The organism is Natronospira sp. (assembly GCF_007134575.1).
Lineage (GTDB): Bacteria > Pseudomonadota > Gammaproteobacteria > Natronospirales > Natronospiraceae > Natronospira > Natronospira elongata.
The window spans coordinates 1-13,013 of sequence record NZ_SLKM01000244.1; the positions used below are offsets into that span (position 1 = coordinate 1).

The following is a 13,013-nucleotide window of genomic DNA, read 5'->3' on the forward strand; positions in this document are numbered from 1 at the left end:
AACCGCAGAGGCGGTTTCGAACTGCGTCGACAATCAGCGGGGCGTCCCCGATACCATCGATGACGTGGACGCTGTCCGGGTTTGCCTGAGTCGTTGCGTCGTGCAGCGCCTGAGCAAGCGATTTTCGCGTGCTCTCGGACGCGGTTTTCAGCGTTTCGGGCTCGGCTTCAGCCGCTGGCTTTGTACATGTGGCATTCATTGATTCGACCAGGGCACGCGGACGAAGCGGACGAATCAGGTGATGATCGATCCAATCTGGCACCTTCCCAAATCGATCGACGACAGCGATCGCAGAAGGGGCCTCGGAAAGCGCGCCTTTCCCGTGGCTCGTAAGAGGGTTGGCAATCACGACATCGTTTCTGGCGTGCTCGTCCAGTTTCCAATCCTCTATGAGTTTGTCCCCCAGTGCTTGAAATACCAACCGGACCACCTCTACCTCATGTGGGGTCAGCCCGGCCCATCCCAGAATTCGTTTCTCGACTTCCATAATTGTCGCCCCTGTCTCCCTAACCAAAACGTGCATCGGCGTGTAGACGAAACCGCCAGTGCAAAGAACGAGAACCGCTTTGTGGGTTTTGCGCCCCGGGTACCGCCTTTGGCCTTATCGTGGCGGCACCCGGGTTGCGGCGTTCGGTTCTAAAGCTCGAGGCCTTTCTCGAACTGGTTCAGCTCACTCCGCGCCATACCCAGATTGGCCTTGCTCCTATCAAGCGCCAGGTAGACGAACATGGCATCGTTAGATTCGAGCAGGCGGATCAGATGGTATTGTTTGTGTAGCGAGATCAGGATGTCTTCAATCTTGTCATTCAGCTTGAGCTTCTTCATGACCTCGCGCTTCTTGGCAACAACATCAGTGTTGCCGGCTGCGGCCGTTTCAATATTCAGGGTTTGCCCGCCACCGTCCATGGCGAGTGTCATGCCGCTGCTGCTATCGACGATCGCGGAGCCAATGTAGCCGTCGATTTCCTGGAGTGGTGAAAGGTCGGCTTTTTTGCCCATATTTTTCTCCTTTTGTCGTCCTATAAATATTTGGAGGCCACGATTCCGGATTCATCCAATTTCATTTGAACCGTGACTCTAACCACGCCCGGATAAGAGGTGCGAAGGCGCTGGGGCGCGTTCAGCGATTCTCCGCATGATGCTTGACTGGCTAGTTGCACATTCTGACGGCGAAGAGATGGACACAGGATGTGGGCACCCCAATCCACGAGATAGGGATTACACTCCATAACCGGCTCTTGGATTGCGTCTCGGTGCGACAAAGGAAGAGAATCAGAAGAAGGGGCAGTGCCCAATGGGGCGCAGATGGTCGTGAAGCCTGCTGGGCAAGGGAGGCGTGCTGGGGCCTCATATTTCGACGTACGCATATCGAGCTCCGTCTTCGGCAGTGCTGCCGTCATACCTCCGGTGCTTGCCGTAGGCTTAGACCGTTAACTTTGTGCCACTGCCTTTCGGCAGCTTTACCTTTTTCGTGACGCTCAACGTAAAAGGCTAGTTGAAATATTACTTTTTGCAAACAACGAAGACACCCACCTCCCTAGTAGGTCAGATCTAACGAGTTGGCAGCCCTGTAAGCGGGTGGTCTGCGACAGACGATCCTCTTGGGCCAGAAGTACCCGTTTCCCGGGCTGGAATGGCAGGTTACTGCTCAATTGGGGTAGTTCCGGGCACAGCCAGGCTGCCTTGGGCGGCAGTTTGGGTGTTATCCCGGGAGATTGAGAGTCGGTTAGCCCGGTTCGGGGAATAGCGTCCTGGCGAAGCCCAGCCCCTTTAGGAAGCTTCGCCCGAAGTGCTCGGCCGCGATCTTGATGGCTGAGGCCCGGCCTACGGCATGGTGGAATTTGAGGCGCTGTCCCCGGCGAATGGCCCGGAGCCAGGTTCTCGCATCAATCTCCAGTCGATCCAGAATGGGTGATAGATCCTCCGGGATCGCGCCTCGTTTTCCTTCCCGCACAATCCGGCCGCTCCAATCTACCAGCTCGATGTGATCGTCCGGGCTGTCCGTGCGAGGTTTGTGCCGTCGGGTGGGGCGCAGCCATCAATGCGGATGACGTCTGCCTTGTCGATGTCTGGCGGCTCGAAGTGGTTGGCCACGGCGCGGACCAGGTCGGCGTTGCGGTCGCTGGCGGCGTGACGGCCGGTGGCGTGGTCTTCTTCCACGCGGGCGATGGCGGTGGGGAGGGGGCATTCGACGAATAGGAGGCGCCACAGGCCGCCCCGGTCATGAACGAATTGGGCCCATTCCCTTCGTCGCTCGGCTCGGGCCAGGGTCATGCCGTCGAGGATGACGGATCGGCCCTGTGTCAGCAGCTCGGCCAGTTGTCGCGTCATGATTGCCTCGGCCTCGCGGGTGGCTTCGCGGTCGACGCGGCCGTCCGGGAAGTGCTTGGCGCGGATTTGGTCGCGGTCGAGGATGGGCCAGCCGGACGCTTCGGCGAGTGTTGCCGCTATGCGGCTTTTGCCTGCGCCGGGCAGGCCGCATAGGGCGGCGACGATGAGTCTGTTTTCGGCCTGGTTATCGTTGCTCATCTCGTGGTGTCAGTCATCTTCCTCGCGTTCAAAGCGCATGTCATAGACCCGCCCGCGGCTGAAGGAGAGGCCGTCCACCTTGCCGTTGCCGTCCCGGCTGAAGCGGAGCAGGCCCAGGTCGTCGGCTTCGAAGGTGCCCCCTCTTGCGTCAGCGTAGAGCGGCTCCAGTTCGAAGCGGTCGGCCGGGCGGCGGTGGGCGATGAGTTGGCCGTTGTCGACTTCGATGCGCAGGCGGGTTTCGGCCTCGTCGCTGGCGTAGTGGCCGGTGTAGTCGGTCAGGGTGTCCGGGGCGGGGGCGGCCGGTGTGACGGGGATTAGCCGTTCCTCATCGTAGCCGTCGCGGCGGACTCTTATTTCGGGCCGCTCATTGTCGCGGTGGATGAATATCAGCGCCTTGTCCCGCTCGGGGACCAGGAAGCGGTCGGCGGAGCGGGGGATGACGGCTTCGGGTTCGTCGTCGTCATTGTCGGGGTCGGCGGGAATGATCAGCTTGTCGCCGTCCACTTTCAGTTCCAGCGGGCGGCGGCGGCCAGGGCAAGTCCGAACAGCAGGGGATGGATCTTCACGGTGATGCTCCGTTGTTTTCGGGGGTGGCTTGGTTTGCCCGCCAGAGCAGGGCCGGGTGTTGCGTAAGCATGGTAGCTTGTGCGGGTTCCATGTTGAGAAGACTCGGTTGGATTTTGCCTTTGTCCAGGAGTTGGTCGAGAAAGGCCCGTTCATTGTCATGTAGGGGCAGAAGCTTTTCCAGTGCGGTTCGAGTCTCGTTGGTGAGGCGTGTCAGAATTTCCCGTTGTTCGGCTTTGCGTGTGACGAGTTTCTGTACCAATAGCGGGAAGAGCTGGCGGCTGGCTTCCTGCGTGTCAGGCGTTATGTCGTTGGTTTTGATGGTGCGCCAGTCCTTGGGGTTCATTGCGCCATAGAGTATGAAGGCCAATCGAAGGCGGGCAGGGTCCATGGGCGTTGAAGTCATCAGGGCGTGGGCATCAAACAGGTCACGTGCGGCCGTGCGGGAAAGCAGGGCCGCGAGTTTTCCGCCAGCCAGTTCGTGAATGTCCAGTATTGGAATGTTTTTGCTCACAATCGGCCCGAGTGGGTGCGAATCTCTGCATTCTATGGGCCAGAGTGGAGTGCGATATAGAAAGTTCAGATCCACTTCAAGGGTGCCCCCGCCACCGAGCGCACTGGTATAGCGGAAACTCCATTTGCTGCCGGCATGGCTAGTGGGGGCTCGAGCCAGTGCGAGGTTCTGGCGAGCTGCGATGGCTTGGATGCGCTGTTCGATTTGTGGGCGCTCGGCCAGCATCGTGTTGCGGTCAAGGGCACCGATATAGTTGAGATCGATGTCCACTGACAGTCGAGGCAGGTTGAAGTGAAAGAGGTTAAGTGCCGTGCCGCCCTTCAGGGCAAGCCGGCTTTCCAGGTAAGGGTCACGGAATAGGGCCTGTAGCAGTGCGACTAGTCGGTCCACCTTTTCCAGGAACTCGACACGAAAGCCGCTTTCGGCCGATAGCCGATTAAGGGATTCCGCCGAAAGAGTCATATCAGCTCCTCCCAGCTTTGATCAGCCAGGGAGGCGGGGACGACCAGGTTCCAACGTGATAAAAAACGTGTCGGCTCGTGGCTTCCGCGATGTACATAGTGTGGCTTGGCGGGCGCGCGCTTGCGAAGGATTTCTAGTGTGTGGTCGTCGACCATTAGGCGCTGGCGGTTTTGTTCCAGGTACCAGCCGGTCTTGGCGGCGGTGGTGGCGTTCCCCAAGGCAGATACATAGTGGCACACCGCCGGGAGGTCGAGATACTCGATCATGTCTAGCGAGCGCCAGGCTTCTTCCCAGCCACCACTCAGCTCGGGGCGGTCGAGCACATCCACCAGACAGCGCTCCAGTCCAGTTACCTTGATGGGCGTACCGAAGCGATCCACGGATTCCAGGCCTAATTCCTGCTGATGTTTACGGACCAGTGCCGGGGGAATCGTCAAGGGCCGGTACCGTGTGCCCCGAAACTCGAAGGGGCGGAGATTGCTACTAACCAGAAACTGAATTTCGTTGAAACTGCTGTAGGCACGCCCATGTAGCTCCAGGGCGCTGTGGTAGGCGAGGACGGCGTTGACGCTGACATGGCCAGCAATCAGAAAGGGATCGACTGGACAGGTTTCTGGCCGGTGTCCGGGGGGCACGACCCAGTACAGGCCGCGACGAACTGGCAGGACATGCCCCCGCTTGCGGTGATAGTCGAGCGATGCCTTTCGCCCGGAGCCGCTGAGGCCGGTGGCCGCCTCGAATTGCTCGATGCGGAAAACCTTGTGTTGTTTAAGAAAGGTTCCGGCTTCCATGACTTGTTCTCAATGTCGCAAAGGCATAAGAAGTTTATGCCTTAATGACGGAGTGATCAAGTTGAGCCGTAATGAGGACCATGCCAGTGGGGAGGTGCTGGAATGCGGCTAGCGATCGAGAAAGCCCTAGACGGCCGCCTCGGTGATCACACCCATAACGACTGAGTTCCGGTCCAGGCCCAGTGCCCGGGCGAGGCTGGGGTCGTTGGCGGTGGCCGCTAGCGGGGCAAGGCCGGCGGCGCCGGTGATGCTGGTGGCCAGGGGGGAGGGTAACTCGATCAAGCGCCGTTGCCCTGTTTGTGCTTCCTCTCCGGGGGTTTGTCGAGGTTTTGCGACCATTCCGCCCCTCCTGCGTCATTGGGAGTAGAGCCCGAGCGATCGGGTGCACCCAAGTGAACTGAAAGAGGAGAACGCCATGAAACGCCTGCATGTCCACGTCGGGGTCAGTGATCTGGAGAAGAGTATTCGTTATTACACGGCCTTGTTCGGTGAATCGCCGACCAAGGAGGAGCGCGGTTACGCCAAGTGGATGCTGGAGGAACCGCGGGTCAACTTCGCCGTTTCCGTCCATAGTGATGAGCCGGGCATCAACCACCTGGGTATGCAGGTGGACAGCGAGGAAGAGTTGGCCGAGCTGCATGCTCGCGCAGAGGCGGCCAACGCCGACGGGCTGATTGACGAGGGGCAGACGACCTGCTGCTATGCCCGGAGTGAGAAGCACTGGAGTGTGGACCCCCAGGGGGTGGCCTGGGAGCATTTTCTGACCACTGGTGACGCTGAGGAATATGGCGACCATGGTCCGGTGGAGTTGATTGGGCAGGCGGTTGGCGCCGAGCAGGTCCGGACCCGCCAGGAGGGTTGTGGTTGTGGCTGAGGCTGTCATGAGTGATGAAAGCCGGAAGCAGACAGACCGAAGCAGGGCGGCCAGCCGTGAGCTGGCCGCCGCTTATCCGCGTTTTCGGGCGGGGTTGTTGGCCTTTCTTCGGAGCAAGGTCAGCGAGCCCGCCGTGGCTGAGGATCTGTTGCACGAGGTCTTCTTGAAGGCCCTTGATGCCCTGGGCCGGGGCGCCCGCCCCAGCAATCTTCCTGCCTGGCTGCGGACCATTGCCGCCAATGCCCTGACGGATCATTACCGCCGCGCCCGGCCCACGGAGGCCCTGCCGGCCGATCTGGCCGACGGTGGGCCGGGCTATAACCAGGCAGAGCAGGAGGTGGCGGCCTGCCTGATCCCTTTCATCAATGGCCTGCCCCCCAAGTACCGTCGGGTGATGTACGCGACCACCCTGGAGGGCAAATCCGGCGCCCAGCTCAGCCGGGAACTGGGTCTTACTCCGTCAGCCATCAAGAGCCGCATGGCCCGCGGCCGCGCCATGCTCCGGGAGGCCATTCTGGATTGCTGCCACATTGAAGCCACTGCCGGCGGGGAGATCCTGGAATACCGCCGGCGTCGGGGGAAGCCTTGATTTCGGGGGCGTGATCAACTAGTGTTGCACTGAACTACAACACCAATTCATCACTAGGGAGATTCACCGATGACGATTCGCACGCGCCCCTTGCTGGGTCTCACGACCGTGGCAGCCATGCTTTTTGGCGGCATTTCCCCGGCCATTTCAGAGCCCCAGCCCTCGGACCGTGACACCGGATCGCTGCAAGTCAGCGAGGTGCTGTCCCAGGACACCGCCCGGGTCGAGGCCGGTCGATTGCTGGTGCTTGGCTCGCCCCATCTTTCCCAGGAGTTTCCGGAGGATTTCGACCCTGAATGGCTGGATGGCCTGCGGGAGGTCCTCAAGGACTTCTCACCGGATGTGGTTGCCGTGGAGGTGCTTCGTCCCCGGGATATTCTGACCAAACGCCATCTGGATGACCGGCGGGATGACTGGGATGTGGTACTCGATATGTTTGCCTCCGGTGTGATTAGCCGAGCCGAGGCGGTCAGGGAGCATGGCGAGATGAGTTGGGCGGCAGCCCGACAAGCTCAGCGTGGTCTATTAGAAGGAGTAGAAGCGGATGGCCTGGACCCGGAAGACAGGAGAAAGCTGATTGCCGCCTCACTGGCTTCATATGACTACCACACAGGCCTGCTGCATTGGGCCCAACTGGAGGAATCTGCGCGTCAACCCGGCCAGGGATTGGATGAGAGCAGTGTTGATGCATTGAATAATGCGCTTGGGGCATCCAACGAAGCGGTTCAGCTCGGGGTTTTGCTGGCTGCGGAACTTGGCTTGAACAAGATCTACCAAATTGACGATCAATTCAGTCTGGGCATCCAGTCAATGGAAGATCACCAGGCACTGCAGGAATCATTGCAGAAGACGGATATCCACTCTGAAGTCGCAGCGGTTTACAAAGAAGCCACCAAACCAGCTATGGAAAAGCTGCAGGAAGACGGGGATTTATTGCCGCTCTACCGTCAGCTGAACTCGCGTGAATATGCCGTATTAGATATTGGCACACAATGGGCCGCCTTCTTTGATGAGCGCCTGGACGAGGACCTGGCCCGAACCCGCATGGCGCGCCGGGAAGCTCGGGATCTGTCGATCGCCGCCAATATCCGTGAGGCGTCTGCTCATTACCCAGGCAAGGACGTGTTGGTCGTCATTGGTGCTTCCCATCGCCCATTCCTGGAAAGCTACCTGTCCGACATGACGGACCTGGATATCATTCAACTGGAGCAGCTTCTTGATTGATGTCTCACCCGTCACCGGGATGGACTTACTCAAGAACCGGCCATTGGGCAAGCATCAGGGGCATGCATCAAAGTGCGGGAACAGGGAGTGGCGGCAGGCAGGCATCTGCCGCTATTTCAAGAGAAGACCCGGTAGGAATTTCTGAACTAAGGAACCTCTGATCAATTAATTGATCAGAGGTTCCCTAACTCACTGAATTGCTTGCCTCAGTGTTGTTCGGATTCACCTTATTTTGGCCCTGCTTCCAATCAGGGCAGGGATGCCGTGTCTGCGATGGGATCTGAGAAAGACACAAGCCTGGAGCCGTCGCCAACGTTCTCCCACCGCCCGGCTTGGGTGTTTCTGCTTGGCTCTTGTGTGCTGCATGCGGCTCTTGGGATTGTCCTGCTGACTCTGGAAGATTTGATGCCCTCCGAGGAGGCGAAGCCGGAATCAGAAGAACGCATTCTGCAAGTCACTCTTTCTCAGCCCAGCCAGCCCTCCACTGAAGAAGATGCTCAGGCAGAGGATCTATTGGCAGTCCAGGAAGACCTGTTAGTTGAAAGCCCCGAGGATGACATTGAGGACTTGGAAGCCTCAGAACCGGAAAGTACCGAATTAGAAGAGACATTGGATTCGTTAGAGGCTGAGGCCAAAGAACTAGCATCGGAAGCGCCTGAACCTGAGGAGAGCCCAAGCCTCAATACCAGCACCCTTGAGGATGACATGCGATCTGCGGCTCGTGAGGTGGTTCAGGAGAGCCAAGGGGATGTGCAAGGCAATGGGGCTGCAGATGGCGTCTTCGACCCCAACTTGCGTGAGCAGCTTGCCCGGTACGAGCCTGGACACGGATCACGCCAAAGAGTGGAACCGGATCGAGTTCGGGATTTTTATGGCGATGAGATGATTTACGGCGACGACTACTGTTTCCGCGTAAGTGAGATGCCGCATGGTGGCGAGACGATGGTCCTCCCCATACCGTGCCCGTCGGACTCGGGCGGAGGTTTTTCCCTGGATCCTGACCGTTGAAACCTGTGCCGAACTGCTGTGGGGGCTGTTGTTGACCGCCTTCCAGTGTTGGGTGGTCGCGCCGGCCTTTACATTTGAGCGGGGAGATTTGATTATCGTTATTCGACGATAAACGAAATAGAACGGAGATGCAGCGCCAACGCCGCCCGCAGCCAAATGGCGGAGGGGTTGGCCCGGGCGCTGTTACCTGAGACAGTCCGTATTGCCTCGGCAGGATCGAGTCCCGGCCAGCTTGATCCTCGGGCCGTTGCGGTGCTGGCGGAGCAAGGCATTGACATCCAGCACCATCATTCCAAGTCCGTGGACGGGATACGCCTGGCCGATTTCGATCAGATGGTGACCCTGTGCGCGGACGAAGTCTGCCCGCTGGCCATGGGTGATTTTACCCGCCATCACTGGCCATTTCCCGACCCGGCCGGTGATAGCGCCGGGCCCGACGACCTTGCGCCTTTCCGGGCGGTGAGGGATGCACTCCGGGAGCGGATCAGCGAGACGTTCGCTTGAGGAGGCGTCTCCTGATGGGGTGGCCATCTTCGGGCACCGGTTGGAGAATCATGGGAGAAGGTGATGCATTATCTGGTGTTTCTTGGTTCCACCCGCACGGAAGGCGCGCCGCAACCGACTCGGCTGGGGTGGCGGGTGGCGCAGGCTTGCCTGCGATTGCTAGCGGAAAGGGGTGTCAGGACAACGCTTGTCGACCCCCTGAAGGTGCCGAGAGAGGAAAACTTCCGACCCCATTTCAGTTATCCCAAGGGGCGGGTGCCGGAGGCACTGGATACTCTGGCCGGGCAGATCCGTTCGGCGGACGGCTATGTCATGATCAGCCCGGAATACAACCATTCCATGAGCCCGGCGTTGGCCGATCTGCTCAATCATTTCGGCAGTTCCCTGTTCGCCTACCGGCCCAGCGCGATCGTCAGTTACTCGGCGGGCCAATGGGGCGGAACCCGGGCCGCCGTGGCCATGCGCGCCTTTCTCTCGGAGCTGGGCTGTCTGCCCGTTTCCGCCATGATTCACGTGCCCCGCGCGGGTGAAGTCCTGACCGGAGACGGGGACTTTTCGGCAGGGGAGGATGGCGAGGCATGGTCCGGGTACTTTGGCCGGACGTTTTCCCAGCTCGCGTGGTGGGCCGAGGCCTGCCAGGCGCAATGGGAACGCCGGGACCCGGCGTCGGTTACACCGGCTTTCCAGCATGATCCATCCCAGCGCAATGCTCCTTAGTGCCCGCTGCCACCGCCGGGCTGATCATAGGCCGCCAGCTTGTCCATCATCTCCGAGCCTTGTCCTTCCGGGTGAATGACCTCGACGGTCTTGCCGCTGCGGCGAAGCTTGCCGACGATCTTGTCCACCGCACCTACGGCTGAGCTATCCCAGAGGGTGGCCGTGCTCAGGTCGATAGTGACATTGGGGATGGGATTATCCGGGTCGAAGCCCTTCATGAAGTTGTTCACGGCCACGAAGAACAGCACACCGCGGACCTTGTAGCTGCGGTGTTGACCGTTGTCGCTGTCGATGGCCTCGACCTGGATCTGGCGGGCCAGCTTGCGCACGAAGAAGATCGCGCTCATGAGCACGCCGGCGAACACACCCTTGGCCAGGTCATGGGTGATGACCACCGTGGCGACAGTAACAATGAGCACCAGGGCGTCGGTGCGGGGCATCTTTCTCAGCATCCCGAAGGAGCTCCAGTCGAAGGTGCCGATGGCCACCATGATCATGACCGCCACCAGGGCGGGCATGGGGATCATGGAGACCAGATCGCCCAGGACCAGAATAAAGAAAAGCAGATAGACCCCGGCGGCCAGGGAGGAGAGGCGCCCGCGCCCGCCGGATTTTACATTGATGATGGACTGGCCAATCATGGCGCAGCCGGCCATGCCACCGAAGAAGCCGCTGACGATGTTGCCGATGCCCTGACCCCGGCTTTCCTTGTTCTTCTTGCTGGGGGTGTCGGTCAGGTCATCCACGATGGAGGCCGTGAGCAGGGATTCCAGCAGGCCGACAATGGTGAGCGTCAGGGCCGTGGGCAGGATAATCATCAGGGTTTCCAATGTGAAGGGTACATTGGGAAGGTGGAAGAAGGGCGCGCCATCGGGCAGCTCGCCCATGCCGCCCACGGTATTGAAAGGCACATCAACAAACCAGGCCACGGCGGTCAGGGAGACGATGGCCACCAGGGCGGGCGGGATCTTCTTGGTGATGTAGGGAAAGCCGTAGAGAATCACCAGGCCCGCGGCCACCATGAGATAGGTGGGGATGCCGTGGCCGATGAAATGCTCGAGCTGGGCCATGAAGATAAGAATGGCCAGGGCGTTGACGAAGCCCATCATCACGGTGCGTGGGATGAACATCATGTAGCGCGCCAGCTTCAGCCAGCCGGCCACCAACTGGAAGATGCCCGTGAGAATGGTGGCGGCGAAGAGGTATTCCACCCCGTGATCGGCCACCAGGGTGATCATCAGCAGGGCCATGGCACCCGTGGCGGCCGAGATCATGCCTGGGCGGCCGCCGGTGAAGGCGAGTACCACGGCGATGCAGAATGAAGCGTAGAGGCCGACCTTGGGGTCCACGCCGGCGATGATGGAAAAGGCAATGGCTTCGGGAATCAGCGCCAGGGCCACGACGATGCCCGAGATCAAATCTCCACGGACATTGAAGAACCAGGTATTGCGGACGGCGGACCAGTTACGCTTGATTGTCTCGGAAAGCATTGATGTCCCTTGAGGGGTTACGGGCGGTCGCATGGCAGGCATGCCGGGAAGCCGCCATGCTCTGCCCGCCGCCAAAATGAATCGTGGCGGGAAGGGCGCTGGGCGCTCCCGGATTCAACTACTGGCAGGAAAATGCTGATAAGCCGCGTGGCCGGAGTACGCAACTCCTGGGGGATATCAAACAGGGGATATCTGTCTCGCGGCGACCAAATTGCCAAAGTCGCGAAAGGCGGGAATGATACGGCGATTGGCCCGGGGTCTCAAGGCGAACGGCCCGCTGCAGCATATCAAATTGATTTGGGTCTGTTTTAAGGCGGTTTTTTTCGGGAATGGCTGTGCCGCTTGGCGGCCGATGGGGTACCCTGCGGGGCATTCAGCGGGACATCCGCGCGATGCCCCTCCAGCCAAAACGAACCTTTAAAGGCCGATTGCCATGCTCAAGCGCATTCTCGTTCCCGTGAACTTCACCAGTGCCTCGGCCCGGGCACTGGCGGTGACCCGCTCCTTCCGCCCCGAGAATGCCGTGATTCGACTGCTGACGATTCTGGACCCCAGCGATATCGCCGAGGCCACGGCCAACCCCGCCATCAACCCCCTGCACGCCCGCGAGGAGCGCAGCAAGGCCGAACAGGCGGCCATGGAAAAGCTCAAGGCCTGGCAGCGCGAAGGCGAGGAAGTGGCCATTGAAGTGGGCAGCGCGGCCGAGAAGATCAGCCAGCATGCCGACCAGTGGGATGCCAGCCTGATCGCCATGGGCACCCGCAGCCGCAGCGGCCTGCAGCAGTTCCTCCATGGCTCCGCCACCGAGTGGCTGGTCCGCCACGCCAAGCAACCTGTCCTGGCGGTTCATGATGTGGACCTTGCTCCTGAACAGGCCGAGTTCCTGCCCCCGATGGATTAAGCCTGTATGTCTCCGGTCCGGATCTCCGCATGAAGAGCTTGCCGACCGAGCGTGTGGCAGGCCTGAGTACGGCCTTTGTGGCCCTGGCGGCCCTGTGCTGGGGGCTGTCGGGCGGGATTGGCGGGATTCTTACCGGTGAGGGTTGGGATCCGGTGGTGGTGTCCTTTTACCGGGGCGCCATTGGCTTTCTGTTCGTGCTGGCCTGGCTGGCGCTCCGGCCGCGGGGGAGTGGCCTGGGCAATAAAAAGCTGTGGTTGTGGTCGCTGCTGGCCGGTGTCGGGGTGGCGGGCAACTTCGCCTTTTATTTTCTGAGCATTGCCGAGGGCAGTGTGGCGGTGGCTGCCATGCTGATGTATTGCGCGCCGGTCTTTGTCTATCTGGTGTCCTTCACGCTCCGGCTTGAGCAGCCGAGCGTGTTCAAGTGGGTAGCCATTGTTATGGTCCTGCTTGGGGTGGTTCTGCTGACCGGTATTTATGATGTGGGTGCCGGGGAGGTGACGCTGGTCGCGGCCGGGGCGGGTCTGTTGTCGGGCTTGTCTTATGCCGTGTTCATCTTCGGATTCAAGTACGCCGCCCCTCACGGAAGTCCCCAGGCAATTCTGGTGATTGCCTTTGCGGTGATGGCCGTCATCCTGTTTGCCTTGGGCAATCCGGAGCAGACCGTGGCCGTTCTGAGCACTTCAAGTTGGCCCCTGTTTCTGATCCTGGGCGTGATCGGTGCCGGCTTGTCATTCATCTTCTACATTATCGGCCTCAACCATACGGCCCCGGCCGTGGCGTCCATCGTTGCCATGGTGGAACCGGTCACCGCCTCCCTGTTCGGCGTCGCGGTTCTGGGTGAAAGCC

At 60.2% G+C, this 13,013-nt stretch carries 15 protein-coding genes and 1 riboswitch; of the genes, 8 read left to right on the forward strand and 7 right to left on the reverse strand.

Annotated features, from left to right (window positions below):
• The 6 genes from ACJWXQ_RS09585 to ACJWXQ_RS09610 form a co-directional block, all read right to left on the reverse strand.
• Window positions 1-487, reverse strand: a 487-nt coding sequence (locus ACJWXQ_RS09585; protein WP_406672696.1) for a hypothetical protein, incomplete at its 3' end; no start/stop codon positions are given.
• 149 nt (window positions 488-636) lie between these two features.
• Window positions 637-999, reverse strand: coding sequence for a roadblock/LC7 domain-containing protein (locus tag ACJWXQ_RS09590; RefSeq protein WP_406672697.1), 363 nt, complete (start codon window positions 997-999; stop codon window positions 637-639).
• A gap of 381 nt (window positions 1,000-1,380) precedes the next feature.
• A riboswitch (cyclic di-GMP riboswitch) is annotated at window positions 1,381-1,475 on the reverse strand.
• Window positions 1,476-1,971: 496 nt separating this feature from the next.
• Window positions 1,972-2,529: an AAA family ATPase gene (locus ACJWXQ_RS09595; RefSeq protein ID WP_406672698.1), complete on the reverse strand. Its 558-nt coding sequence runs from the start codon at window positions 2,527-2,529 to the stop codon at window positions 1,972-1,974.
• A gap of 9 nt (window positions 2,530-2,538) precedes the next feature.
• Window positions 2,539-3,033 (reverse strand): hypothetical protein, encoded by a 495-nt coding sequence (locus ACJWXQ_RS09600; RefSeq protein WP_406672699.1) that lies wholly within the window; start codon window positions 3,031-3,033, stop codon window positions 2,539-2,541.
• A gap of 58 nt (window positions 3,034-3,091) precedes the next feature.
• Complete coding sequence (locus tag ACJWXQ_RS09605) at window positions 3,092-4,069, reverse strand: nucleotidyl transferase AbiEii/AbiGii toxin family protein (RefSeq protein WP_406672700.1); 978 nt, start codon at window positions 4,067-4,069, stop codon at window positions 3,092-3,094.
• Window positions 4,066-4,860, reverse strand: a complete 795-nt coding sequence (locus tag ACJWXQ_RS09610; protein WP_406672701.1) for a transcriptional regulator — start codon at window positions 4,858-4,860, stop codon at window positions 4,066-4,068. The genes ACJWXQ_RS09605 and ACJWXQ_RS09610 overlap by 4 nt, the downstream gene beginning before the upstream one ends.
• 415 nt (window positions 4,861-5,275) lie before the next feature.
• On the opposite strand from ACJWXQ_RS09610, the gene ACJWXQ_RS09615 reads away from it, so the two are divergent.
• From ACJWXQ_RS09615 to ACJWXQ_RS09640, 6 genes are all read left to right on the forward strand, one after another.
• On the forward strand, window positions 5,276-5,734 hold the full coding sequence (locus ACJWXQ_RS09615) for an ArsI/CadI family heavy metal resistance metalloenzyme (protein ID WP_406672702.1): 459 nt from the start codon (window positions 5,276-5,278) through the stop codon (window positions 5,732-5,734).
• 7 nt (window positions 5,735-5,741) lie between these two features.
• Window positions 5,742-6,323, forward strand: coding sequence for a sigma-70 family RNA polymerase sigma factor (locus tag ACJWXQ_RS09620; RefSeq protein ID WP_406672703.1), 582 nt, complete (start codon window positions 5,742-5,744; stop codon window positions 6,321-6,323).
• Window positions 6,324-6,392: 69 nt separating this feature from the next.
• Window positions 6,393-7,547 (forward strand): DUF5694 domain-containing protein, encoded by a 1,155-nt coding sequence (locus tag ACJWXQ_RS09625; protein WP_406672704.1) that lies wholly within the window; start codon window positions 6,393-6,395, stop codon window positions 7,545-7,547.
• A 273-nt stretch (window positions 7,548-7,820) separates the two neighbouring features.
• Window positions 7,821-8,555 carry a hypothetical protein gene (locus tag ACJWXQ_RS09630; RefSeq protein WP_406672705.1) on the forward strand — a complete coding sequence of 245 codons (735 nt, stop codon included), beginning with the start codon at window positions 7,821-7,823 and terminating at the stop codon, window positions 8,553-8,555.
• 117 nt (window positions 8,556-8,672) lie between these two features.
• Complete coding sequence (locus tag ACJWXQ_RS09635) at window positions 8,673-9,059, forward strand: arsenate reductase ArsC (protein WP_406672709.1); 387 nt, start codon at window positions 8,673-8,675, stop codon at window positions 9,057-9,059.
• Window positions 9,060-9,122: 63 nt separating this feature from the next.
• Entirely contained in the window at window positions 9,123-9,776 is a 654-nt protein-coding gene (locus ACJWXQ_RS09640; RefSeq protein WP_406672706.1) for an NADPH-dependent FMN reductase, read from the forward strand.
• Here the strand turns inward: ACJWXQ_RS09640 and ACJWXQ_RS09645 are convergent.
• The gene (locus ACJWXQ_RS09645; RefSeq protein ID WP_406672707.1) at window positions 9,773-11,266 is read right to left on the reverse strand and encodes a SulP family inorganic anion transporter; all 1,494 of its coding nucleotides are present in this window, start codon (window positions 11,264-11,266) and stop codon (window positions 9,773-9,775) included. The two genes, ACJWXQ_RS09640 and ACJWXQ_RS09645, sit on opposite strands and share 4 nt — an antisense overlap.
• A gap of 433 nt (window positions 11,267-11,699) precedes the next feature.
• On the opposite strand from ACJWXQ_RS09645, the gene ACJWXQ_RS09650 reads away from it, so the two are divergent.
• Both ACJWXQ_RS09650 and ACJWXQ_RS09655 read left to right on the forward strand, forming a co-directional pair.
• The gene (locus ACJWXQ_RS09650) at window positions 11,700-12,167 is read left to right on the forward strand and encodes a universal stress protein (RefSeq protein ID WP_306727110.1); all 468 of its coding nucleotides are present in this window, start codon (window positions 11,700-11,702) and stop codon (window positions 12,165-12,167) included.
• Between the two features lie 29 nt (window positions 12,168-12,196).
• Window positions 12,197-13,013: DMT family transporter (locus ACJWXQ_RS09655; protein ID WP_406672708.1), on the forward strand; the 817-nt coding region annotated here is incomplete at its 3' end.